General features: G+C 30.0%; 22 protein-coding genes. 8 read left to right on the plus strand and 14 right to left on the minus strand.

The window, feature by feature from the left end:
* Positions 1-103 precede the first annotated feature (103 nt).
* Together E0E45_RS14000 and E0E45_RS14005 are read right to left on the minus strand one after the other, a co-directional pair.
* Positions 104-1,006 carry a PHP domain-containing protein gene (locus tag E0E45_RS14000; RefSeq protein ID WP_130891728.1) on the minus strand — a complete coding sequence of 301 codons (903 nt, stop codon included), beginning with the start codon at positions 1,004-1,006 and terminating at the stop codon, positions 104-106.
* Positions 1,007-1,223: 217 nt separating this feature from the next.
* The gene (locus E0E45_RS14005; protein WP_130891729.1) at positions 1,224-1,736 is read right to left on the minus strand and encodes a flavin reductase family protein; all 513 of its coding nucleotides are present in this window, start codon (positions 1,734-1,736) and stop codon (positions 1,224-1,226) included.
* A 108-nt stretch (positions 1,737-1,844) separates the two neighbouring features.
* Here E0E45_RS14005 and E0E45_RS14010 point away from each other — a divergent pair, with 108 nt between their 5' ends.
* The 3 genes from E0E45_RS14010 to E0E45_RS14020 are packed head-to-tail and all read left to right on the plus strand — an operon-like array spanning position 1,845 to position 5,219.
* On the plus strand, positions 1,845-2,312 hold the full coding sequence (locus E0E45_RS14010) for a macro domain-containing protein (protein WP_130891730.1): 468 nt from the start codon (positions 1,845-1,847) through the stop codon (positions 2,310-2,312).
* Between the two features lie 15 nt (positions 2,313-2,327).
* A complete protein-coding gene (locus E0E45_RS14015) occupies positions 2,328-4,094 on the plus strand; it encodes a sigma-54 interaction domain-containing protein (protein ID WP_130891731.1) in 1,767 nt (588 codons plus the stop codon).
* A 12-nt stretch (positions 4,095-4,106) separates the two neighbouring features.
* On the plus strand, positions 4,107-5,219 hold the full coding sequence (locus E0E45_RS14020; RefSeq protein WP_130891732.1) for an anaerobic sulfatase maturase: 1,113 nt from the start codon (positions 4,107-4,109) through the stop codon (positions 5,217-5,219).
* Between the two features lie 100 nt (positions 5,220-5,319).
* On the opposite strand, the gene E0E45_RS14025 is transcribed toward E0E45_RS14020, so the two are convergent.
* The 6 genes from E0E45_RS14025 to E0E45_RS14050 all read right to left on the minus strand — a co-directional run bounded on the left by E0E45_RS14025 (position 5,320) and on the right by E0E45_RS14050 (position 11,686).
* Positions 5,320-6,753 (minus strand): four-carbon acid sugar kinase family protein, encoded by a 1,434-nt coding sequence (locus E0E45_RS14025; RefSeq protein ID WP_130891733.1) that lies wholly within the window; start codon positions 6,751-6,753, stop codon positions 5,320-5,322.
* A 14-nt stretch (positions 6,754-6,767) separates the two neighbouring features.
* Positions 6,768-8,243 carry a tripartite tricarboxylate transporter permease gene (locus E0E45_RS14030; RefSeq protein WP_130891734.1) on the minus strand — a complete coding sequence of 492 codons (1,476 nt, stop codon included), beginning with the start codon at positions 8,241-8,243 and terminating at the stop codon, positions 6,768-6,770.
* A 9-nt stretch (positions 8,244-8,252) separates the two neighbouring features.
* A complete protein-coding gene (locus E0E45_RS14035; RefSeq protein ID WP_130891735.1) occupies positions 8,253-8,726 on the minus strand; it encodes a tripartite tricarboxylate transporter TctB family protein in 474 nt (157 codons plus the stop codon).
* A 59-nt stretch (positions 8,727-8,785) separates the two neighbouring features.
* Positions 8,786-9,769, minus strand: coding sequence for a tripartite tricarboxylate transporter substrate binding protein (locus E0E45_RS14040; RefSeq protein ID WP_130891736.1), 984 nt, complete (start codon positions 9,767-9,769; stop codon positions 8,786-8,788).
* A gap of 21 nt (positions 9,770-9,790) precedes the next feature.
* Entirely contained in the window at positions 9,791-10,612 is an 822-nt protein-coding gene (locus tag E0E45_RS14045; RefSeq protein WP_197730060.1) for an HpcH/HpaI aldolase family protein, read from the minus strand.
* 171 nt (positions 10,613-10,783) lie between these two features.
* Entirely contained in the window at positions 10,784-11,686 is a 903-nt protein-coding gene (locus E0E45_RS14050; RefSeq protein ID WP_130891738.1) for an AraC family transcriptional regulator, read from the minus strand.
* A 205-nt stretch (positions 11,687-11,891) separates the two neighbouring features.
* Here E0E45_RS14050 and E0E45_RS14055 point away from each other — a divergent pair, with 205 nt between their 5' ends.
* The 5 genes from E0E45_RS14055 to E0E45_RS14075 all read left to right on the plus strand — a co-directional run bounded on the left by E0E45_RS14055 (position 11,892) and on the right by E0E45_RS14075 (position 18,152).
* On the plus strand, positions 11,892-13,445 hold the full coding sequence (locus tag E0E45_RS14055) for an ABC-F family ATP-binding cassette domain-containing protein (RefSeq protein ID WP_130891739.1): 1,554 nt from the start codon (positions 11,892-11,894) through the stop codon (positions 13,443-13,445).
* A gap of 191 nt (positions 13,446-13,636) precedes the next feature.
* The gene (locus tag E0E45_RS14060; protein ID WP_172604202.1) at positions 13,637-14,320 is read left to right on the plus strand and encodes a FadR/GntR family transcriptional regulator; all 684 of its coding nucleotides are present in this window, start codon (positions 13,637-13,639) and stop codon (positions 14,318-14,320) included.
* Between the two features lie 152 nt (positions 14,321-14,472).
* Positions 14,473-15,465, plus strand: coding sequence for a ketol-acid reductoisomerase (gene ilvC, locus E0E45_RS14065; RefSeq protein ID WP_130891741.1), 993 nt, complete (start codon positions 14,473-14,475; stop codon positions 15,463-15,465).
* 48 nt (positions 15,466-15,513) lie between these two features.
* Positions 15,514-16,722, plus strand: a complete 1,209-nt coding sequence (locus E0E45_RS14070; protein WP_420026344.1) for a trans-sulfuration enzyme family protein — start codon at positions 15,514-15,516, stop codon at positions 16,720-16,722.
* 53 nt (positions 16,723-16,775) lie between these two features.
* Complete coding sequence (locus tag E0E45_RS14075; RefSeq protein ID WP_130891743.1) at positions 16,776-18,152, plus strand: Na+/H+ antiporter NhaC family protein; 1,377 nt, start codon at positions 16,776-16,778, stop codon at positions 18,150-18,152.
* 77 nt (positions 18,153-18,229) lie between these two features.
* Here the strand turns inward: E0E45_RS14075 and E0E45_RS14080 are convergent, their stop codons facing one another.
* From E0E45_RS14080 to agaV, 6 genes are read right to left on the minus strand one after another with little or no spacing between them, the layout of a single operon-like run.
* Positions 18,230-19,129, minus strand: coding sequence for an endonuclease/exonuclease/phosphatase family protein (locus E0E45_RS14080; RefSeq protein WP_130891744.1), 900 nt, complete (start codon positions 19,127-19,129; stop codon positions 18,230-18,232).
* 29 nt (positions 19,130-19,158) lie between these two features.
* Complete coding sequence (locus E0E45_RS14085) at positions 19,159-19,965, minus strand: PTS system mannose/fructose/sorbose family transporter subunit IID (protein WP_130892359.1); 807 nt, start codon at positions 19,963-19,965, stop codon at positions 19,159-19,161.
* Positions 19,955-20,737, minus strand: coding sequence for a PTS N-acetylgalactosamine transporter subunit IIC (gene agaW, locus E0E45_RS14090; RefSeq protein ID WP_130891745.1), 783 nt, complete (start codon positions 20,735-20,737; stop codon positions 19,955-19,957). The genes E0E45_RS14085 and agaW overlap by 11 nt, the downstream gene beginning before the upstream one ends.
* 15 nt (positions 20,738-20,752) lie before the next feature.
* Complete coding sequence (locus E0E45_RS14095; RefSeq protein WP_130891746.1) at positions 20,753-22,276, minus strand: arylsulfatase; 1,524 nt, start codon at positions 22,274-22,276, stop codon at positions 20,753-20,755.
* Positions 22,266-22,682: a PTS sugar transporter subunit IIA gene (locus tag E0E45_RS14100; protein WP_130891747.1), complete on the minus strand. Its 417-nt coding sequence runs from the start codon at positions 22,680-22,682 to the stop codon at positions 22,266-22,268. The genes E0E45_RS14095 and E0E45_RS14100 overlap by 11 nt, the downstream gene beginning before the upstream one ends.
* 10 nt (positions 22,683-22,692) lie before the next feature.
* Positions 22,693-23,175 carry a PTS N-acetylgalactosamine transporter subunit IIB gene (agaV, locus tag E0E45_RS14105; protein WP_130891748.1) on the minus strand — a complete coding sequence of 161 codons (483 nt, stop codon included), beginning with the start codon at positions 23,173-23,175 and terminating at the stop codon, positions 22,693-22,695.

A 23,175-nucleotide genomic window follows, 5' to 3' on the forward strand; every position in this document is an offset into this window, starting at 1 on the left:
CTTTTTCCTAACTCCATTTAACTAGAGTTATGCACATTTTACTTTTATAACAAAAAAGAAGCTGATTTAGTTTAACTCACAATCAGCTTCTTCATCTTTTTTATTATTTCAATTTTCCCATGAAATCTTCTACTAATTTCTCTTTCATTCCTTCATATTTTTCAGGAACTGGATATCCTTTTAATCTTATATGAGGTTTATTTTTTCCATGAAAATCACTTCCAAAAGTCATAAGAAGATTATTTTTTTCAGCTCTGTTGTAAAAATAGTCTATCTGTTCTGGAGAATGATATGTACTAAATACTTCAATTCCATCTATTCCCTCTTTTATTATATCATCTGCTATTTCTAAGCAATTCTTAAAGTTATTTCCTGGATGAGCTAATACTGCTAATCCTCCGCTTTCTTTTATTAACTTCACTATTTCAGTCATAGGTCTGAATCCAATAGGAACATAAGCTATTCTTCCCTGTGAAAAAAAATCCCAATAAAAATGCACAAAAGGCATATCACTCTTCGCTCCATTATTAAAGTATTCTTTTAATAATGGATTGCTTCTATTTTTCTCTTCTCCCAGTACCACTTCTCCTATTATCTCTCCAGTAACAATATTTCCAGCAGCTATCTCAAATATTTTTTTCTCATCTATTATGAGGTCTGTATTTTCTTTAAGCTTCTCTATTTTAATTTTTGCTATTGCCATTTCTTTTTCAAATATCTCTTCTTCTATTTCAAGAAATTCTTTTCTTTTATGATTTATTCCATATCCAAGCATATGAAGATTTACTCCTTTATACACACAGTCTATTTCCACTCCACTTATTACTTTTATTCCTGCTTTTTTTCCAGACTCTATCATTTCATCTGCTCCTTTTACTGAATTATGATCTGTAAGAGCCATTATTTCCATTTCCTCTTTTTTCCCCATAGCAATTATCTCTTCTGGCGAAAATTCTCCATCATCACTATATAGAGAATGCATATGTAAATCTATATTTCTACTCATACCCTACCCCCTTATTTCTAATTATCTCTATTTTATCAGAAAAAGAAAAAGTATTCTTCTTTTTTCTATAATTTATATTAATTTTCTTTACCCTTATTTTTTAAAGCACCAAAAATATCCATTAATTAATAATTTTGATAAATAAAAATTAATATTGTTCAAAATATTTTTGAAAATAAAAGAGAGTAATTTTTTCTGTCACTCTCCTAAATATTTTTTATTCTTTTACAAGTACTTTTTCTATTTCTCCTACATACATTATGTGGTAATCTTTATCAGGATAACATTCCTTATCAGAATCTTTATCTATGAAAAACTGCCCTTCTAAAGGTTGGACATAAAGTTTTCTACATATAATAGCTGTTTCTGCTTCTTTAAATATAGGAACTCCATTTTTATGTTCTACAGTTAATTTTGCTTTTTCTATTTTATTTTCATTTCTTCCAGATGCTGTTCCCAGATATCCCAACTGTTTTCTATAGCTTTCATCAAAAAAAGTAAGTGAAAATCTTTCAACTTCATCTACAAATTCTTTAGTGAAACGTTGAGGACGAATAAAAATAAAAGCTACATTTTTTCTCCAGAGAACTCCAAGTCCTCCCCATGAAGCTGTCATAGTATTTACTTCTCCACTGCTTTTTTCAGCAGTTATAAGCATCCATTTCTTCCCTATAATCTCAAAAGTATTTTCGTTTATTTCTTCAGCTTTGATCTCTTTAAAATTTTTCATATGATACCTCCTGCTCTTTATTTTTTGCATTTTCCTCATATTTGAATTATAATATAGATATTGAATAAAGTACATAATTTTCAATAATATCCATCATAAGGAGAGGTTATGAGTAAAATACATTATTTAAAAGGAGATGCTGTATATCCTCAAGCGAGAGGAAATATCATCATCACTCATATATGTAATGATATAGGAGTATGGGGAAGAGGATTTGTTGTTGCTCTTTCTGCCAGATGGATGGCTCCTGAAATTGAGTTTCTCATATGGCGTAAAGAGGGAAATGACTTTTCTCTTGGGAATGTCCAGTTTGTAAAAGTCACTTCTGCTATAACAGTTGCCAATATGATTGCTCAACATGATATTATTTCAAAAAATGGTATACCTCCCATCAGATATGAAGCACTTGAGATATGTCTTGAAAAAACAGCTCAAAAAGCTGTGGAACTGGAAGCTTCCATACATATGCCTAGAATAGGGTGCGGCTTTGCTGGTGGAAGCTGGAAAACTATTGAAAATATTATTCTTAAAACTATCATTTCTAAAAATATCGAAGTTTATGTATACGACCTATAGGAGAAAGGGGGAGTTATGGAAATATCCCTGTTAGATATAAAAGAGCATGTAAAAAAATATGCAAGTGCCATATCAAGTTTAATAAATGTTGATGTTGGTATAGTTGATAAAAATATGGTCAGAGTCACTGGAACTGGACTGTATAAAAATATTGAAGGTGTATATGCCTTAGGAAGTGTATATAAGAATTCCCTAGAAACTGGAAAAACCAATATAATTGAAAATCCAAGACAGCATAACTTATGCACTGAATGTTTAGATAAAAATAAATGCAGAGAAAAACTTGAAATAGCTACTCCTATATATTGTCGTGATGAAATAGTAGGAGTTATTGGTCTTGTCTGTTTCAGTGATGAGCAGAAAAAAAAGATTCTTTCTGATATTGATTCTTATCTAAGTTTTACAAAACAGATAGCAGAATTTATAGGAATAAAATTCTATGAATATCAGGAAAACCTTATGCAAAAAGACAGAGAATCTACTCTTAATACAATTATAGATAATATCAGCAAAGGTGTTATTATCAGTGACTGCAATGATATTATCATAAAAATAAATAATATTGCCTCAGCTAAATTAAAGTTAAAATCAGATGTTTTAGGTAAAACTATGAAACTTGTGAGCCAAAATGACTATCTTATGAATGAGGAAGTCTTTAATATGGTAATAGAAAATGAAGAATATAATGTAGCTGGAAAAATAATTCCTTTAAAATCTTTTAATAAAACAAGAAGTAATGCTTTTGTTTTTGAAGATGTAAAAAAAATCAGCAGAAACATTCTTGAAATGACAAGCAGTGATAATATGATCACTCTGGAAAACATTTATGGAACTTCTGCTGCTACACAATCTCTTAAAGAAAATATTCAAAAAATAGCTAATACAAATTCTACTGTTTTAATTACAGGAGAGAGTGGAACTGGAAAAGAACTGGTAGCTCGCTCCCTTCACTCCCATGGAAATAGGAGAAACAAGCCTTTTGTGGTAATAAACTGTTCCGCCATTCCTGACACTCTTCTGGAAAGTGAGCTTTTCGGATATGTGAAAGGAGCTTTTACTGGTGCTAACCAAAATGGTCGTATGGGTAAATTTGAACTTGCCAATACAGGAGTTATATTCCTTGATGAAATAGGAGATATGCCTCTTTATCTTCAAGCTAAAATATTGAGAGTAATCCAAGAAAAAAAGATAGAACGTATTGGCTCTAATAAAAGTATTGAGCTAGATATAAAAATAATTGCTGCTACCAATGTAGACCTTGAAAAAAAGATAATGGAGCAGAAGTTCAGAGGAGATTTGTATTACAGATTAAATGTTATCCCTATAAAACTTCTACCTTTGAGAGAGAGAAAAGAGGATATCATTCCTATTATCAACAGCTTGATAGACAAATACAACAGACTTTCTGATAAATATGTTCATTCTATAGATGAAGATGTAAAAAAAGCCCTTATCAATTATGAATGGCCTGGAAATGTAAGAGAGCTGGAAAATGTCATGGAGCTCATGATAAGTATGAGTGGAAGCAATGGAGTAATATCTTCAGATCTTCTTCCCGACAATATACTCCATCATTCTGATTCTGCTCTCTCTTCAGTAGAGGAATTGATATTTAATAATAAATCTGAATTGGAAGATTTTGAAAAAATCGAAAAAGTATATATAGAAAAATCTCTTGAAAAATATGGAGATGATACTGAAAGTAAAAAATATATAGCTGATAAGATGAACATTGGTCTTACTACTCTATATAGAAAAATGAAAAAATATGATATAAAGTAATTGGGGGAATCTATGAAAAATCTAAATCTTCTAATAAAACCTGCTTCTAGCAGCTGTAATCTTAGATGCAGATACTGCTTTTACTATGATGTAGCAGATAACAGAAAGATACCAAATTATGGAATAATGAATGATACTACCCTTGAAAATATGGTGAAAAATGCTTTTCAAACTGCTGAAAATTCTGTCAATTTTGCCTTTCAGGGAGGAGAGCCAACTTGTGCTGGTGTAGAGTTTTTCAAAAGATTTCATGAATTTATTGAGAAACATAATAACAAAAATATAACTGTAAATTTTTCTCTTCAGACAAATGGTACATTAATAAATAAAGAATGGATATCATTGTTTAAAAAATATAATTATCTTGTTGGTTTATCAATAGATGGAAATAGAGAAATTCATGATAAATTTAGATTAGATACTAAAGGAAATGGTACTTTCAGAAAGGTATTGAAAACTGCCAAGGATTTTTCAAAAGCAGGGGTTGAATTTAATGTTCTTTGTGTAGTAAATAAAGTTGCTGCTGAAAATGGAAGGCTTATCTATAATTTTTTTAAAAATAACGGATTTAGATATTTTCAGTTTATTCCATGTCTGGACAGCTTTGAAGGTGGAGAAGAGGATTTTTCATTGACTGCTGAAGACTATGGAAAATTTCTTAACGATACTTTTGATGAATGGTACAAAGATATTATCTCTGGTAAAAAAGTAAGCGTAAGATATTTTGATAACCTCATAAGAATGGTTCTTGGACAGGAACCAGAATCTTGTGACATGGTGGGACACTGTAATTTAAATGGTATCATAGAAGCAGATGGAAGTATGTATCCCTGTGATTTTTATGTTTTAGACGAATATAAACTAGGAAATATAAATGATACTTCTATTGAAGAGCTATTTAAAAGTGATATAGAAAAAAACTTTTTACAAAGTTCTATCAATACAAATACCAAATGTAAAATTTGTAGATACTTCAAACTATGTAGAAGCGGATGTAGAAGACATAAGGAAATGAATTCAGAAGATGTATTGGAAAATAGATTCTGTCCAAGTTATATGAGTTTCTTTAATAAGAACATGTCTAAAATAGTTAAGGTAGCAGAATTTCTTTTAAAAAACCAATAGAAAACAAGAGGATAATTTAATTTTTTATTATTATCCTCTTGTTCTTTTTTCAATTCATATTAAAAAAATTTAGTAATCTATTATAAAAATTTCAGGGTTTTTATTTGGTTTTTCTATTTTCCTTTACTTCACTTGCTATTTCTTCATATATACTTAATAATGTTTCTTTTTCTCCAACATTTCCTGGAAAAACTATATATGGTAGATCTGGATATTTACTTTCTTTTCCTGAAAGCCACACTGGAATCCCAGGAGCTAATTGCCCCAATACTTTTGCTTTTCTTATCCCTAAGCCTTTTGTAGCAGTATCACTTGATGTTATACCTCCTTTAGCTATAATAAAAGCAGGTCTTATTTCTATATTTTTTATTATATCTATCAACCCATCAGATATTTTTGTTGCTATTTTTAATTGTTCATCCTCAGTTCCATTTGGAATATCTAATCTTTTTCTTTTTGTATAAATAACAATATCTTTTCCTTGAGAAATTATTTCTTCTGCCTTTTTTGTAACTCTTTCTATTTCTTTTTCAAATTTTTTATTATCTAATACCAAATGTTGATTAAACTCCAACTGTATTATTGAACTTTTTTTTAATTCTTCCAATTGCTCTGTTGTCTTAGTTACATGCGAACCTATTATTATTACTCCACCATTTCTAGTCTTTAAATTCAAAATATCATCTCTAGTAAGCAATTCTCTTTCTTTACAAGCAGATAATACTTTTACCAACGAAGCTGCTCCTCTAATAATATATTCTTTCCCAAAATATATTGCTCTCAAAAAACATATTGCAAATATTTTTAAATCATAATAATTTACAGAATCTACAATTACTTTATTAAAAGTAGAAACATTTAAAAGTTTCTTAGTTATTTCATCAATTTTCATCTCTCTAATGTCTTCAAGTTTTATCTTTACAGCTTTTTTCTCTTGAAATTTTCCTTTTGATTTCTCCTCACACCATTTTGCTAAATCAGAATTTTTATACAAAAAACTTTTATCTTTTGCAAATTCAGTTTCCCCTACAGGTATTAACTCTTCATTATTTAGTATATAATGAACCCCATCTATTGTTACTCTTTTTCCTTCAAAAAAAAACGGACATATTATTTCTCCATCTATTTTTCTATTAAGCTTATCTTCATATTCAGCTTTTAATGTTTCTGTCTCTATGGGATAGTGCCCTCTTAAAGTAGAATCTCCTCGACTATATATAAAAAAATTCTTTTCTTCACTCATTTCTATAATGGAGTCTATTATCTCTTTATGAACTGTTATTGTTTTTTCTTCAGAAAAACTTCTGGAATTAGTTAAAATAAAAAATAACCTATTATTTTCATTTATAGCTTCACTTATTGTTTCTTTCTCCCAGTCACAATAAACCATGATATCATTTACTGTTTGAGTCCCAGTAGGATCATCATCTAAAACTATTATTTTTTTATCTAATTTTTTCAACTCTATTTTTAATAATTCCTCAATTTCATTTTTTTGATCTTTAGTATATTCAAAATTTAATATTTCTTTCATGTTCCCACTCCTTGCTATTCTTTAGCTTTCAATTCACTTTTTATTGACAGTACAACCATCATCAACGCTGCTAATAAAAATAATGCTGCTATCGGAGATTTCATAATTGGCATAAAAGATCCTTCTGTTCTCATAAGAGATCGACGTATATTCTCTTCTAATAATGGTGAAAGAATAAATCCTACTACCAATGGGGCTAATGGGAATTTAAAATATTTCATTATAAAACCTACTATTCCAAATGCTACCATAACTGTTATGTCAAATACTCTGTTATTAGCTGAAAATGCTCCTACATAGCAAAATGCTATTACTATTGGCAAAAGAAAAGCTGTAGGTACTTTCAATATTTTGGTAAATACTGGAAGTCCTAATTTTTCCAGTATTAGCATACATACATTTGCAAAAATAAAAGCTGCAAATAAGGCATATAAAAGTTCCCCATTTGTTTCAAAAAGCAATGGTCCTGGTGTCAATCCATGAATCTGAAATCCTGCTAAAATCATAGAAGTTGCATTATCACCAGGAATTCCAAGAGTCAAAAGTATTATTAAAGCTCCACCTATTGTTGCATTATTTGCGGTTTCAGAAGCTATGAGTCCATCTATAAACCCTGTTCCAAATTTTTCAGGAGTTTTTGATCTTTTTTTACAATATGTATATGCCATTAAATTTGAAGCATTGCCTCCTATTCCTGGAAGTATTCCTATTACAAGACCAATTATAGAAGCTGGAATAAAATTTTTCATCTGACCTAAAACTTCTTTAAATGAAATCCCAAATCCTTTTGTTGGAGTAACTATTGGTTGTTCTAGCCCTTTAGATTTTACAGTTGATTCTTCAATTATTTGAGAAACTGCAAACACTCCTATTAATAGAGGAATTAGATTAAATCCTGCTGCAAGGTTATCTATTCCAAAAGTATATCTTGTATATGAACTCAAAGTATCTATTCCAACAAAAGATAAAGAAATTCCAAATAGACACGAAATTAATCCTTTTACAATATTACCAGAAGATAATCCTGAAACTGTTGTCAATGCAAAAAGAATAACAGCAAAATATTCATATGGTCCAAATTTCAATGCAAATCCTGCTATTACAGGTCCAAGAAATGTAAGAATTATTGCTCCAAATATTCCACCTAAAAAACTGAATAAGATTGCAATTCCTAGTGCTTTTCCTCCTTCTCCACGTTTGGTCATAGGATAACCATCAAAACAAGTAGCAATAGAAGATGGTGTCCCTGGAATTCCAAGAAGAATAGCTGAAATCAATCCTCCTGAAAGTCCTCCTACATATATAGCTATTAAAAATGAAATTCCATTTATAGGCTGCATTCCAAATGTTATTGGTAAAAATAATGCCAAAGCTGTAAAAGCTGATAACCCTGGAATAGCACCAAAAATTATTCCTACAAAAACTCCTCCTCCTATCAAGAATAAAGTTGTAAAACTAAATATATCAATAAAGCCATTTAATAATTCCATTCTACCTCCTTATCCTAATATTCCTGCTGGCAAAAATATTGAAAATACATTATAAAATAAAAGATATAAAAATATTGGTGTAATAATTGATACAAATCCTGTTATTACTATATATTTTTTATTGTTTAAATATTCCTTTGGTAAGAGCAATAATATTTGTATAAATAAATAGAAAATAGTCAAAATTACAAATCCTACTATTTCTAACAATATTGCATATATAAGTAATATAATCAAAGTCATAATCATTGATAATTTATTTTCAAAAATTTTTCCTGATTTTTCTTTGCTTTTAAATGAAACTACTATTAATATAAAAGATAAAATTCCCATAATAATAGAAACAAGTTGTGGAAAAAATCTTGGTCCCATTATATCCCCAACTGTTACATTTATCTTTAAAGATTGAGTATATATTATTATAGAAAACAGTAGAAAAAATATTCCTGCTCCTAAGTCTTTGTAATTCATCTTTTTTTCCATGTATGTCTCCTTTATAAATATTGCTAAGAGAATTTTCTCTTAGCAATATTATTTATAACTTATTTTTGTAAAAATTCATCTTTATATTTTTCTATATTCTCTTTATAAAATTTATTAGCAAAATTCTGTGCATCTTTCTTTCCAATAAATTTTACTGTTAAAAAATTCTCTTCCATAGTCTTTATATATTCTGGGTCCTTAGTCACTTTTTCTAAAGCATTTGCTAAGATATCTACAATTTCATCTGGAGTATCTGGATGAACCCCTAACCAGAAAAATTTACTGCAATCAATATTTTTAAGCCCATATTCTGAAGCTAGTGGAACATTTGGTAATAATGGATTCTTCTCTGAACCTAACAAAACCAATGCTTGAAATTTACCTTTTTCAAAATAATCTTTCGCTAATCCATATGTCAATACTGCTGAATCTGTCTGCCTTCCTAATAATGCAGTTAATTTAGCTGCGTTATTACCTATATCCATAGGTTTAAATTTAGCATCCCACTCTTTATTCATTGCTATTCCATATATTTGATTAGCAGCTCCTATTTTCATTCCATATTCTATTTTATTAGGATTTAGTTTTGTTTTTTCAACTAAATCTTTTATATTTTTATATCCTGAAGCAGAATTAGTAACTAATACAGTACAATTATCAAATAAAGGAATTCCAACTGTTTTAAATGAATCAAGTGTTATATCTGTTGTTCCCATTAAACTTGGAATATATAAGTCTAACCCATTAATAACCATTGTATATCCATCTGGTTTTGAACTAAGTACTTGTTGCATTCCTATCATTGTAGCTCCACCATCTACATTTGTAACAACTACAGGTTTTTCCAAATATTTTTGCAAATATTTTGCTAAAACTCTAGTATTATAATCTGTATCTCCTCCAGCTTTTAAAGGAACTATAATTTGAATAGGCTTTTTAGGAAAATCTGTTGCTGCTTCTATTTTTTCTGTATTTCCTATTAATCCAATAACTGCCAAAGTCCCTGCCATTAATAATCCTAACTTTTTCTTAAGACTTGTCATTTTTCTCACCTAACTCCTTTTTTATTTTCTGTAGCTTTCCTTAAATTTATTTACATTTTCCAAAGCTAATTTTCCAAGGGAAGTACTATCTGACATCATTACTACCATATCATATCCTTTGTCATACAATTTTTTTGCTCCTTCAAAATCCCCTGCAACAGTTCCTATAAATTTATTTGTTTTAGCAACAACATCTTCTATCCTTTTCACTGCTGCCTTCACTTCATCTGCTTGTGGATTACAAAAATATCCCATTGACGTTGCCAGATCCATCGGTCCTACAAATATTCCATCTACACCTTCAACTTTTACTATTTCTTCTATATTTTTTACTCCTTCAGCACTTTCAATCTGGATAAATATCAATATTTCCTCATTTGCTTTTTTTAAATAATTCATACTATTCATTCCAAAATTTCCAGCTCGTGGACTTGGAGCAATTCCTCTCACTCCTTCAGTTGGATATTTACATGCTTTAACAGCATTTTCTGCATCCTCCTTACTCCCAATATATGGAACAATTACCCCATGTACTCCTGCATCCAATATTTTTTTAATTTGAACAAAATCATTCCAAGGAGTTCTTACAATAGGAGTTACCCCATATTTTGATACAGCCTGCAATTGTTGTATTAATGTCATTATATCTCCTGGACCATGTTCCATATCTATTGACAGTACATCAAATCCTGATTTTGCCATTATTTCTGCAGTAATATTACTTCCAGTTTGTAACCATCCAGCTGAAACCTTTTCTCCATTTTTCAACTTTCTTTTTGCTAAATTCAAAAATTCTTCATCCATTTCCAGCATATCATTCACCTCTATTTTGAAATATTTCATATAATAATTAAACAATTCCTTCTTTTTAAATACATTTATTATATTTAAATATTATCACTTTCACTTTAGATGAACAATCCTCAAAATTAACTAATTTGTATAAAATATTGACTTTTAAAAAATCTCTTAACCATTATTAATATATTTGTAATGATTAAGAGATTTTTTACTTTATCTTTTTTTATTTCCTTTTTGATATCTATAATCAAATTTCCCATGCTCTAAAGTGTCCAATATCATTTCTTGAAGTTCACTTTTTTTAAAATCTTTAGGAGTTATTCCAACTACCTGTTTAAACACTTTTGAAAAATATTGAGAACTGGAAAAGTTTAAAGTTTCACTTACCAATTCAATAGAGTTTTCCATATTCTTTAATAATTTCATTGCTTCCACTATTTTTATATAATTTAAATACTGTATTATGGTCCAATCAATATTCTTTTTAAAGCATCTACATAGGTATTCTTTACTATAATTCAAAGCCTTTTCTAATTCATTTAATGATATTCCCATTTTATAATTCTTTTCAATATAATCTATTACTTTTAAGGTTACTTCATCTGAATTTTCTTTCTTTAATTTAATATGCCTTTTTAATTTTTTTAGTTTTTCTCCTTTTTTTTCTTTTTCATTTTTAGGTTTTAGCTCTCTTAGTATAAAACTAAGGACTAATTCCATTTCTAAAGAAACAATTTTATCTGTATACTCAGATTCATCTTTCCAATATAATTTTATGTCATGAAATAAATCTACTATTTTATCATTTTTTATATTTATATTTTCAGGAAGCTCATTTAACATACTTATTATTTCTTCATTCTCAGTATCAAATTTTATATCTATAAAATTTATACTTTTTCCTTTTATCATATTTATTTCATGTAATATATTTCTATTAATAAAAACAAGTTCATTATCTCTCAGCTTTATTTTTTTATTTCCTACACTTATATACTCTTTTTCATTTCCAGAAATAATAAAAAATATCTGGTAATAACTATGAGAGTGGCTTCTAAATCCCCATCCCTTTTTATATTCTAAAAGCATAATCCAAAGTAATTTTATCCTTTCCATACTTCTCCTCTTCTGCTTCCAATATCTCAAATAACTATCTCAGCCAAATTCTTCTATAATTTATTATACTATTTTTTCATATATTTTTCTTAATACTTTTGAGATTTTCAATATTTTCTCTATGTCAAACATATTTTTTCTGATATACTAATAATATTGAAATAAAAAATAAAAAAATTTATATATAAAGGAGAATTTAATTTTTATGAGTATCTTAGATGTAAGCAATGTCAGCCATGGATTTGGATCAAGAAAAATCCTTGAAGATGCCTCTTTTCGTCTTCTAAAAGGAGAGCATATTGGACTGGTAGGAGCCAATGGAGAGGGAAAAACTACTTTTTTAAATATAATCACTGGAAAACTTCTTCCTGATGAGGGAAAAATAACTTGGTGCAACCATATTACAACTGGATATCTTGATCAATACAGTACCCTTGAAAAAGGTAAAACTATTCGTGATATTCTTCGTTCAGCTTTTTCTCATATGTATGAACTAGAAAAAGAAATGATAGCTGCTTATGATAAAATGACTGACTGTACCCCAGAAGAAATGGAAGTTCTTATAGAAGATGCTGGAGAAATTCAAAGTATATTGGAAAGTGGTGATTTTTATTCATTGGACTCTAAAATAGAAGAATATGCAAGCGGTCTTGGACTTGTTGACATTGGCCTTGATCGTGATGTTTCTGAGTTATCTGGTGGACAGAGGGCAAAAATACTTCTTGCAAAAGTTTTATTGGAAAATCCAATGATATTGATATTGGATGAACCTACCAATTTCCTTGATGAAAATCATATTATCTGGTTGAAAAATTTTCTCCAAAACTATGAAAATGCTTTTATTCTTGTTTCTCATGATATTCCATTTTTAAATGATGTTGTAAATGTAATATATCATGTTGAAAATGCTGTACTTACTCGTTATTCTGGAGATTATTATCAATTCAGAGAAATGTATGAATTGAAAAAAAGACAGATAGAACAGGCATTTAAAAAACAGCAGAAAGAAATAGCTCATCTTAAAGATTTTATTGCAAGAAATAAAGCTAGAGTAGCTACTACAAATCTGGCAAAAGATCGTCAGAAAAAATTAGATAAAATGGATATAATTGAAATAGCTAAAGAAAAAATAAAGCCTTCATTTGAATTTTTATCTGCTCGTACTCCTAGTCGTGAAGTTATCACTGCTGTAAATCTTGTAATAGGTTATGATGAACCTTTGACAAAACCTCTAAATTTCACAGTAGAACGTAATCAAAAAATAGCCATAAAAGGAGTCAATGGACTGGGAAAATCTACTCTGTTAAAAACACTTCTTGGTATTATAAAACCAGTATCTGGTGAAGTTGAACATGGGCAATTCCTTGAAATAGGATACTTTGAACAGGAGGAAAAATCTACTAATGTTACTGCTTTAGATGAAATATGGAACGAATACCCAAGCATGACAAATAGAGAAGTAAGGGCAGCTCTTGCCAGATGCGGATTGACTACTGATCACATTACAAGCCAAATGCAGGTACTTTCTGGAGGAGAAAATGCAAAGGTACGTATATGCAAGCTAATGCTTAGAGATATAAATCTATTGGTAATGGATGAACCTACTAATCATCTGGATATAGATGCTAAAGAGGAATTGAAAAAAGCTATAAAAGAATTTAAAGGAACTGTACTTTTAGTAAGTCATGAACCTGATTTTTATATGGATGTAGTCACTGATGTATGGAATGTAGAAGACTGGACAACTAAGATAGTATAAATAGTAATTTTTAATATTTGTAAATATCTTATTTTCAAATATAACAATAACAAGGTAGCTAAAATTGTTATATTCTAAATATAATCCCTTTTAGGTAGACATATAAAAAAAACACATATATAATAGTGTTGTAATGTCTAAACTAAATGGGATTTTTTATATCTAAAATAATTAATAAATATGGAGGAAAAATGAAAGGAATAATTGCAAAAAAAGAAAAAGCCAAACTCCTTCCAATGCAAGTTATTGAAGAATTAAGACAAGTTATAATCACAAATAAACTTAAGCCAGGAGATACAATTCCAACTGAAAATGAATTAATAGAATCCCTTAATGTAAGTAAATCAAGTGTCAGAGAAGCCATAAAAATGCTTGAAGCTGTTGGAGTTGTTGAAATAAAAAGAGGATGTGGAACAATATTATCTGAATCTAGCAGCAAAGGATTTGTAAATGTATTATTTTATCAACTTCTTATGCAAACTGGAACTAAAAAAGAACTTGCAAATTTTAGGAAAATGATTGAAATCGCTTATACTGAAATGGCTGCTCTAACTATTACAGCTATAGAAATAGAAGAGTTAGAAAAAAATTTAAGCGAATTTGAAGTAAAAGTATTAAACAAAGAAACTTCTTCAGATGATGATATTCAATTTCATAGATTAATTTTAAGGGCAACACATAACAGTTTTATTATAAATTTAGGAGAAGCCATTTTTTCTTTATTTAAAGAAGGAATAGAAAAAGCTCTTGAAAAAAATGCCGTTCATGCATTAAATGATCATAGATTAATTTTAAAAGCTGTTAAAAATAAAAATATGGAAGACATAAGAAAATGTATAGAAAATAGTGTAGATACATGGATAGAGTTACTTTAAGATCTACAAAAATATTTTATTTTAGAAAATGCAGATTTATTTTGAAACAAAAAGCAAAATAAATTTGCATTTTTTATATTTATATGATATAAATAAATCAGATATCAGATGTCTTATGTCTTATTGAAATTATTTTATTACAGGAGGTAAATATGGGAAAAATTTATTATGACAATGATGGAAATATTGATGTAGTAAAGGATATGGTTGTTGCTATTATAGGATATGGTAATCAAGGAAGATCTCAGGCGCTTAATATGAGAGATTCTGGTATAAAAAATATAATCGTTGGAAGTATAAAAGACGATTCATGGGAAGCAGCAAACAATGATGGATTTAAAACTTATTCTATCTCTGAAGCATCTTCTAAAGCAGATATTTTATTTATTCTTTTACCAGATGAGGTTGCTCCTAAAATTTACAATGAAGAAATTGCTCCTAACTTAAAAGAGGGAACAACTCTTAATTTTTCATCAGGATATAATATAACATATGGCTATATAAAACCTGCTAGTAATCTTAATGTTATAATGGTTGCTCCTCGTATGATAGGAAAAGGAGTTAGAGAAACTTATCAGGCTGGTATTGGTTTCCCTACATTTGTTGTTGTTAATCAAGATGCAACAGGAAATGCAAAAGATATTGCTATTGGTTTAGCAAAAGCCTTAGGTTCTACCAAAGCTGGGGCTATTGAAGTTACTTTTAATGATGAAACTTATCTTGATCTTATGTCAGAACAGGGAGTATGGCCTCTTATCATGACTGTAATAGATCAAGCATTTAAACTTTATGTAGAAAAAGGACATTCCCCAGAAGCTGCATTAACAGAATTATATCTTTCAAAAGAGCCTATGATTATGATGGAAAAAATGGCAGATATGGGATTATTTAAACAGCTTCCACTGCATTCAAGAACAAGTCAATATGGGCAAATTTCTAGATTCAAGCAAACAGATCCTACATATATCAGAGCATTTTTAGAAGAACAATATAATAAAATTGTTGATGGAGAATTTGCAAAAGAATGGGAATCTGAAATGAACAATAATCTTAAACATTTTGAAGAGTTAAAAAAAGAGGCTTTTGAAAGTTCTATAAGTATTGCTGAAACAGAAGTTAAGAAAAATCTTAGTGGGCAAAAATAAAACTTAAAGTGTAATTATTTTTTAAAGGAGGCTAAGTATATGAGTAAAATAGACTTGAATAAAGTTAGATTTTCCACTAAAGTGGTTCATGCTGGGCAAAGCTTTGATCCTGAAACAGGTGCTCTCTCTACACCAATATATCAAACTTCTACTTTCTGCTTTGAAACTGTAGAAGAAGGAGCTGCAAAGTTTAGTAAAACTATTCCAGGATTCACATACACAAGAGGAGGAAACCCAACAACAAGAGCTCTTGAAGTAAAAATGGCAGCAATAGAAGGTGGAGAAGATTGTGTTGCAACAGCTTCAGGAATGGGAGCAGTGGGAGCAGTTATGATAGCTTTTTTAAAAGCTGGAGATCATGTTGTATGTGGTGATACCCTCTATGGTGGTACTTCTGTTGTCATGAGAACAAATCTTGCTCAATTTGGCATAGATGTTACATTTGTTGATACCTCTGATTTAGAAGCAGTAAAAAAAGCCTTTACACCAAAAACAAAATTAGTATATTTTGAAACTCCAACTAATCCACTAATGACAGTTACAGACATAAAATCTATTTCAAAAATAGCCCATGAAAAAGAAGCACGTGTTGTAGTTGATAGTACATTTGCTCCTCCACCAATTCAATTTGCTCTTAAACTAGGAGCTGACTTGGTACTTCACAGTGTTACAAAGTATTTAAATGGACATGGTGATGTTTTAGGAGGTGTTGTCGTTGGAACTAAAGAAGATATTGCTCTTATAAGAGGAAATGGAGTTACAAAAATATGTGGAAATCCACCTAGTCCTTTTAATTCTTATCTTGTTTTAAGAGGATTAAAAACTTTAGTAATGAGAGTTGAAAAACACTGCCAAAATGCAATGGATTTAGCTAAATATCTTAAAACAGTTTCTGCTGTAAAAGAAGTATATTATCCTGGACTTGAATCTAATCCATTCCATAAATTAGCAAAAGAACAAATGAATGGAATGTATACTGGTATTTTTTCATTTGAACTTAAAGAAAATATAAATGGTATGAACAGTTTTGAAGCAGGTAAAAAACTTGTAAATGGATTAAAAATAGCAACAATTGCTGTAAGTTTAGGAGATCCAGATACTTTAATTCAGCATCCTGCAAGTATGACTCATTCAAATGTACCTAAAGAAATAAGAGAAAAATCTGGTATTACTGATGGACTTATTCGTATCTCAGTAGGAGTAGAAGATGTCGAAGATTTAATAGAAGATTTTGAACAAAGTTTTGCAAATTTATAATTACTTAATTTAGAAATACTAACATTACCTAATTTAATAAAGGAGAGTGTTATATGGATGAAGGAAACAATAAAAAAGTAAAGCAAGACTATGGTATACTGGCATTTTTGCCTCTCTTTATATTTTTATTTATATATTTAGGAGCAGGTATTTTATTCACTTATTTAGGAAAAGATTCTCCTTTCAAACAAATTCCAAGAGAAGCAGCACTTGTTGTAGGAGTTATAACAGCTCTTATTATGGGAAAAGATAAACTTGACTATAAGGTTGATATTTTTGCTAAAAATGCAGGAGATCCAGGAGTAACATTGATGAGTTTAATCTTTCTTTTATCTGGAGCATTTGCAGGAACTGCTAAAGCCATGGGCGGAGTGGATGCAACAGTTAATCTTGGATTAAGCCTTTGTCCTTTACAATTTATATTTGCTGGAATTTTTGCTATATCTGCCTTAATAGCCACTGCAATGGGAACATCTATGGGAACAATTGCTGCTATTGGACCTATTGCAATAGGAATAGCAGAGAAAGCTGATATTTCCTCTGCTGTGGCAATAGCTGCAGTTATGGGTGGGGCAATGTTTGGAGATAATCTTTCTATTATATCAGATACAACAATAGCAGCTACAAGGGGAGCAGGATGCAAAATGAATGAAAAATTTAAAATGAATTTTTTAATTGCATTACCTGCTGCATTAGTTGCAATGTTGCTTTATAGTCTAATTGGAGTAAATGGAACTTTAGAAGGAAACTTTGAATATAGTTTTATAAAAATATTTCCTTACTTTGCTGTTATGCTCACTGCCATAATGGGGGTAAATGTTATAGTTGTCCTTTTATCAGGAACTATTATTTCTGGAATTATAGGAGTGTTTATTGGAACATTGAATATAGTAACTTTTGCTCAAGCTGTTACTAATGGAATGAGTGGAATGTTCAGCCTTGTTATCATAGCAATGCTTATAAGAGGACTGACAGGAATAGTAAAAGAATATGGAGGAATAGACTGGCTTATAAATATTTTACATAGAAGAATAAAATCAAGAAAAGGTGGTGAGTATGGAATTTCTGCTATTGTAGGTTTAATTGATGCTTCTTTGGCCAATAATACAATTGCAATAATAATTGCAGCCCCTTTGACTAAAACAATTGCTAAAATATACAATATAGCTCCAAAAAGAGTTGCAAGCCTTCTCGATATATTTAGCTGTGTTGTTCAAGGTATAATTCCTCATGGTGGACAGATGCTTCTTTGCTGTACTTTAACAGGATTATCTCCATTTACAGTTCTCAGTGCAAATTACTACCAATATGCTTTAGGAATAGCTGCAATAATAACAATTCAATTCGGTCTATTAAAAACAAAAGAAGAAAAAGAAGGAATTCCTCTCTATACAGAAGATAGTGAAGTAGCAGAATTTGAATCTATTTAATATTGAAGTTAATTTTTAAAGGGGTTGTTGCAGATTTAAAATAACTTAATTTACAACAACCCAATTTTACTATATTTCTATTGTTCTAACAAACGAATTTTTGCAACAACTGGTACATGATCACTTACTGCTGCCCAATTTATTCCATTCCAATTTTTATTTTTATTTGGAATTATTACCTCTTCTACAGCCCATTTTTGTCCTTTATAAGTTAAAATATGATCAATAGCAATAGCTGGATTAATAGCTGGCCAAGTACGATTATCTGCCTCTTTATCTAAAACACTATCCCAATAACGATATAATTCATTCATTACTGGTGTTCCATCTACTTCATTAAAATCTCCAGCAAGTATTTTTATTCTTGATTCTATACTTGGAAAATCTGTTTTAATACTAGCAATAGTTACATTGTTAATTTCTCTAATCTGTTTTATTCTTACTGATGGATCTTCTTTATAATCTAAATGAACAGCCATAAATAATACTGGTTCTGGAAAATTAGGTATTTCTACTTCAGCAACTACCAACACATGTTGACGTCCATCTCCTGGAACTGGCAGTAAAAAGTTTTGTGATTTTTTTATTGGATATTTAGATAATAGTGCTGGTCCGAATTCCCCACCTTCAAAATCTATAGCTTTTCCAAATACTGGATACATTTTAGATTCCTTTGCTATAATAGCCAATTGATCTTTATGCCCACTACGTTCTGTATTTACATCTACTTCTGCTAAAGCTACAAAATCAGCTTTCATTGCTTTTATCGCTTTTCCTATTTCTTCTGGTGAAGATACACGAGAAGCAGCTATATTATATGAAGCAACCGTTAATTCAAGCTGTTCCTTTCCTTTTAGTTCTCTGTCTACAGTTCCTTCTTTTGTAGGAATCAAAACTTCAAAAGTAGTAGCTTTTTTTTCTTCAGCATTTAAAAAAAGTGAACATAATATTGCACCCAAAACAACTAATTTTTTCATAGTAACACCCCTATTTTTATTTTAAATTTTTATGAAAATAACCCTAATATTAATCCTATTCCTATAGTTGTCAGTATAAGTGTAATAGGTTTATATTTCTTATTCAGCATCCAAAACATTAGAAAAGTATACATTAAAGGAAGTATATTTGGACATAATTTATCTATAACATCAGTTTGAATATTTAAAGCCTTTTCTCCCATTTTAAATATAAATGGCAATGAAAGTCTGACATATGATGCAATTAAACCTCCTGAAACAAAAATCCCTAAAATGGACATAGCCTTTTCTATATCTTTTGTTCCTGTTGTTAATTTATCTATGGCTCCTAAACCAAGTTTATATGAATATTTTCCAAGATTAAATCTCACAAGAAACTGGCAGACATTAAATACAATTAACAGGACAAATGGTCCTAACACATTTCCTTCCATTGATAGAGAAGCTCCTATACTTGCTGCAATCGGAAGAAGTGAAAAGTGAAATAGTACATCTCCTATTCCTCCCAAAGGTCCCATAAGAGCAATTTTTGTACTTCTTATAAGATTTGGATCTTCTTCTTTTTCTTCCAATGCTAACACAAGCCCCATCATAAATGATGCAAAATATGGATTTATATTAAAGAATTCCAAATGTCTTTTCATAGCTGCACTAAACTTTTCTTTTGTAGTACATACTTTTTTTAATGCTGGCAGCATTCCAAAAAGGAAACCTCCACCTTGCATTCTTTCATAGTTAAATGATGCCTGAAGAAAAAATGATCTCCATGCCATTCTAGTAAGATCTTTATCAGTTAATTTTCTTTCTGTCATATCAGTTCCATTATTAAATGCCATCTTCAAAATCATCCTCCTCTTCAGCTGCAGTTATTGGAACTGCATGTTGATTTTTAGTTATTCTATAATCATATATCACAAAACATATTCCCAATGTTGCTAAAGCTATTATAGGAAGTTTCAAGAAAGTAACAAATACAAAGCCTGTTATTAAGAATATCAGCAAATCTTTTCTAAACATAGTTTTTAAAAGCATAGCAAATCCGACTGCTGGCATCAATCCTCCTGCTATTCCAAGACCTTTTAAAATCCATTTTGGAAGTGAATCTACTATTACTTGAGAAACCTCTGCTCCAAAATATATTGGTATAAAAGTAAGAATAAAATAGAACATAAACAAGATGAACAAGCACAAATAGTTTATATTAGCTATCCCTCTGTCATTACCTTCCTCAGCAAATTTATCTGCTTTATGCATAAATCCTGAAAAAGCTGTCAGTAAGAATGTAATAGCAGCCTGCATTGCTATTGCTACTGGCATTGCCACACCTATAGCTGTTGCTGGTTCTTCCTTAGTGATTATAGCAAATGTAGTTCCTATTATTCCACCTACCACCACATTTGGTGGTTGTGCTCCACCTACTGGAACTGCTCCAAGCCATATAAGTTCAAACATAGCTCCTGCTATAAGCCCTGTTTGAAGATCTCCTAATATCCAACCTACTATAGCTCCACTTACTAATGGTCTATGGAAGTGTATCTTCATATTAAATAAATCTATTCCTCCCAATCCTGCTAATGCAGCAATCAGAATCATTTGTAATAAACTCATCTTTCCTCCTCTAATCTATTTTATTGTTTCTAAAGTTCCCTTTTTAAAATTACCATATTTAGTCCAATCCCAGCCATAGCTGTCCAATCTCTTTTCATAAAAAGGTGATGTCATATATGGTTTTCCTTTTTGAGAAATAAGTTTTCCATCTTTAACCACTTCTTCCCCTCTTTCTGATAATTCATTTGCCATATATCCTCTCATTTTTTCTATTATTGATTTATTGCTATCGTCCTTTGATAAATCTTTTAATTCATATGGGTCATTTTTTAAATCAAATAATTGTTCTACATTCTTTTCTCTTCTTGGATACCATATATATTTATAATCCTCTGAAACAATATATTGCATCTCATGATTTTCAGAATAACAAGTTGAATGTTCTCCATGTATGTACTTTCTTTCTATTTCCTCTCCTTTAATCAACCTGAACATAGATTTTCCATCAAGATCTTCTGGAATACTTTCTCCTAAAATATCTAATATTGTTGGAAAAATATCTTGCAGCTGAACTGGAACATTTACTTTTCTATTTTTTATAGAATTTCTCATATTTTTAGGGAGTACAACTAGCATAGGAATATGAGCTGATCCTTCAAAAGCATATGTCTTTCTTAATAAATTGTGATCTCCCAACATATCTCCATGATCTGAAGTGAATATTATTAGAGTATCATCTAAAAGCTTTTCTCTTTTTAATGCAAATAGAAACCTTCCTATTTGGGTATCTATATGAGTAATACTTCCATAATATCCTGCTTTTGCTCTTTTTAACTCCTCATCAGTTAATTTTCTATTCCATGCATCAAGAGCAGTAACTTTTTGTTCACATTCTTCTACCCATTCTCCTATTGCTGGTTTAGGCAACTCTTTATCCGCATACATATTAAAGTAAAATTCAGGTGGATCATAAGGAGAGTGTGGTCTTGCAAAAGAAAGCTTTAAAAAAAATGGTTTGCTAGGATCTTTCTTTTTCAAAAATTTTATCCCTTCATTTACTGTCCAGTTAGTAGCATGCAAATATTCTGGAAGATGATATGGTCTTGCTCCCCAACCATTCCAATCTATTCCATGATCGATTATTCCCACTTCTGCTGGTTTATTATTATCAAACCATTCTTTATAATCTGAAGTAAAATCTGGATCTTTTATTCTTCCTGATTCATCTAAAATAGTTTGATGGAAACCATTAAGTGATCTTTGAGGATAAAAATGCATTTTCCCTATACCTACTGTAAGATAGTTTAATTCTGATAAATAACTTGGAATAGTAATTCCAAAATTTACTCCCATCTCTAATTGATTTCCCCCCATACCTAAAACTCCTGTTTTCCATGGTTTTTTTCCTGTAATAAGAGAGGCTCTTGCAGGAACGCATGATGGTGATGGGGTATAGGCTTTTGTGAATACAGTCCCTTCTTCAGCTAGCCAATCTAAACAAGGTGTTTCTATAACATCATTTCCATAACATCTCAATGTATCAAATCTCTGTTGATCTGTCATTATCAAAAGAATATTTGGCTTTTTCTTAAATTCCATCACTATCACTTTCCTCAGATAATTCTTCAACTATCTTAAAAATTCCCATTCCATTTTTACTTTCTTCTAATATTCTATCAGTATCTATTTCATCTTCTCTACAATCTATTGCTTCAAACAACATAGCCATATTTAATCCTGCAAAAACATGAATATTATCATATTTTGTTGAAATCATTGCAGCTTCATTAAATGGAGTTCCTCCTAATATATCTGTGAAAATTAAAACTCCCTTTTCTCCAATTTCCTTAACTATTTTTTCTATATTTTCAGAAAGTTCTATATTTGTCATTCCCTCTTTAAAATCTATAAATACAGTTTTTTCTTGTTCTCCCATAATTAATTTCATTGTGCTTTCTATTCCAGAAGCAAAATTCCCATGTCCTGTAACTATAATTCCCTTCATATTTTTTCTCCTAGTCTATGTATTTAAATATATCTTCTTTTTGCTCAGTTGGTACTCTCTGAGCTTCAATAACAACACCTAGTTTTCTAAGTTCTTTAAAAGTATTTATATCATCTTCATCTACGCATATTGCTTTTGTAATTTGCTTCTTCCCTGCTGCCATATGCATATTCCCTATATTCAATACCTTTATTGGCACTCCGCCTTTCACTAATTTGAGAACATCTTGTGGAGTTTCCACTATCAGAGCTATTAACTGTCTTGGTGCAGCTTTATGTATAATATCACATGTTTTTTGAATAGAAAAATATCTAATCTGTGTTCCTGTAGGAACTGCAAGATTCATTAATCCTTGTCTTGTTTTATTTTCTGCTATTTCATCATGAGGAACTATTATAAGATTTGCTCCTGCATACTGAATCCAGGCTGTTACTACCTGTCCATGAACTAATCTGTTGTCTATTCTTGTCAATACTATATTGGGTTCTGCCAT

The organism is Fusobacterium ulcerans ATCC 49185 (assembly GCF_900683735.1).
GTDB lineage: Bacteria > Fusobacteriota > Fusobacteriia > Fusobacteriales > Fusobacteriaceae > Fusobacterium_A > Fusobacterium_A ulcerans_A.

Bases quoted from the DNA above. Each gene is read 5' to 3' on its own strand.
- ilvC (WP_130891741.1), top strand. From the start codon at position 14,473: ATGGGAAAAATTTATTATGACAATGATGGAAATATTGATGTAGTAAAG.
- E0E45_RS14015 (WP_130891731.1), top strand. From the start codon at position 2,328: ATGGAAATATCCCTGTTAGATATAAAAGAGCATGTAAAAAAATATGCA.
- E0E45_RS14050 (WP_130891738.1), bottom strand. From the start codon at position 11,686: ATGGAAAGGATAAAATTACTTTGGATTATGCTTTTAGAATATAAAAAG.
- E0E45_RS14055 (WP_130891739.1), top strand. From the start codon at position 11,892: ATGAGTATCTTAGATGTAAGCAATGTCAGCCATGGATTTGGATCAAGA.
- E0E45_RS14100 (WP_130891747.1), bottom strand. From the start codon at position 22,682: ATGAAGGGAATTATAGTTACAGGACATGGGAATTTTGCTTCTGGAATA.
- E0E45_RS14095 (WP_130891746.1), bottom strand. From the start codon at position 22,276: ATGGAATTTAAGAAAAAGCCAAATATTCTTTTGATAATGACAGATCAA.
- E0E45_RS14000 (WP_130891728.1), bottom strand. From the start codon at position 1,006: ATGAGTAGAAATATAGATTTACATATGCATTCTCTATATAGTGATGAT.
- E0E45_RS14025 (WP_130891733.1), bottom strand. From the start codon at position 6,753: ATGAAAGAAATATTAAATTTTGAATATACTAAAGATCAAAAAAATGAA.
- E0E45_RS14010 (WP_130891730.1), top strand. From the start codon at position 1,845: ATGAGTAAAATACATTATTTAAAAGGAGATGCTGTATATCCTCAAGCG.
- E0E45_RS14060 (WP_172604202.1), top strand. From the start codon at position 13,637: ATGAAAGGAATAATTGCAAAAAAAGAAAAAGCCAAACTCCTTCCAATG.
- E0E45_RS14085 (WP_130892359.1), bottom strand. From the start codon at position 19,965: ATGGCATTTAATAATGGAACTGATATGACAGAAAGAAAATTAACTGAT.
- E0E45_RS14040 (WP_130891736.1), bottom strand. From the start codon at position 9,769: ATGACAAGTCTTAAGAAAAAGTTAGGATTATTAATGGCAGGGACTTTG.
- E0E45_RS14035 (WP_130891735.1), bottom strand. From the start codon at position 8,726: ATGGAAAAAAAGATGAATTACAAAGACTTAGGAGCAGGAATATTTTTT.
- E0E45_RS14045 (WP_197730060.1), bottom strand. From the start codon at position 10,612: ATGAAATATTTCAAAATAGAGGTGAATGATATGCTGGAAATGGATGAA.
- E0E45_RS14020 (WP_130891732.1), top strand. From the start codon at position 4,107: ATGAAAAATCTAAATCTTCTAATAAAACCTGCTTCTAGCAGCTGTAAT.
- agaW (WP_130891745.1), bottom strand. From the start codon at position 20,737: ATGAGTTTATTACAAATGATTCTGATTGCTGCATTAGCAGGATTGGGA.
- agaV (WP_130891748.1), bottom strand. From the start codon at position 23,175: ATGGCAGAACCCAATATAGTATTGACAAGAATAGACAACAGATTAGTT.
- E0E45_RS14075 (WP_130891743.1), top strand. From the start codon at position 16,776: ATGGATGAAGGAAACAATAAAAAAGTAAAGCAAGACTATGGTATACTG.
- E0E45_RS14005 (WP_130891729.1), bottom strand. From the start codon at position 1,736: ATGAAAAATTTTAAAGAGATCAAAGCTGAAGAAATAAACGAAAATACT.
- E0E45_RS14080 (WP_130891744.1), bottom strand. From the start codon at position 19,129: ATGAAAAAATTAGTTGTTTTGGGTGCAATATTATGTTCACTTTTTTTA.
- E0E45_RS14030 (WP_130891734.1), bottom strand. From the start codon at position 8,243: ATGGAATTATTAAATGGCTTTATTGATATATTTAGTTTTACAACTTTA.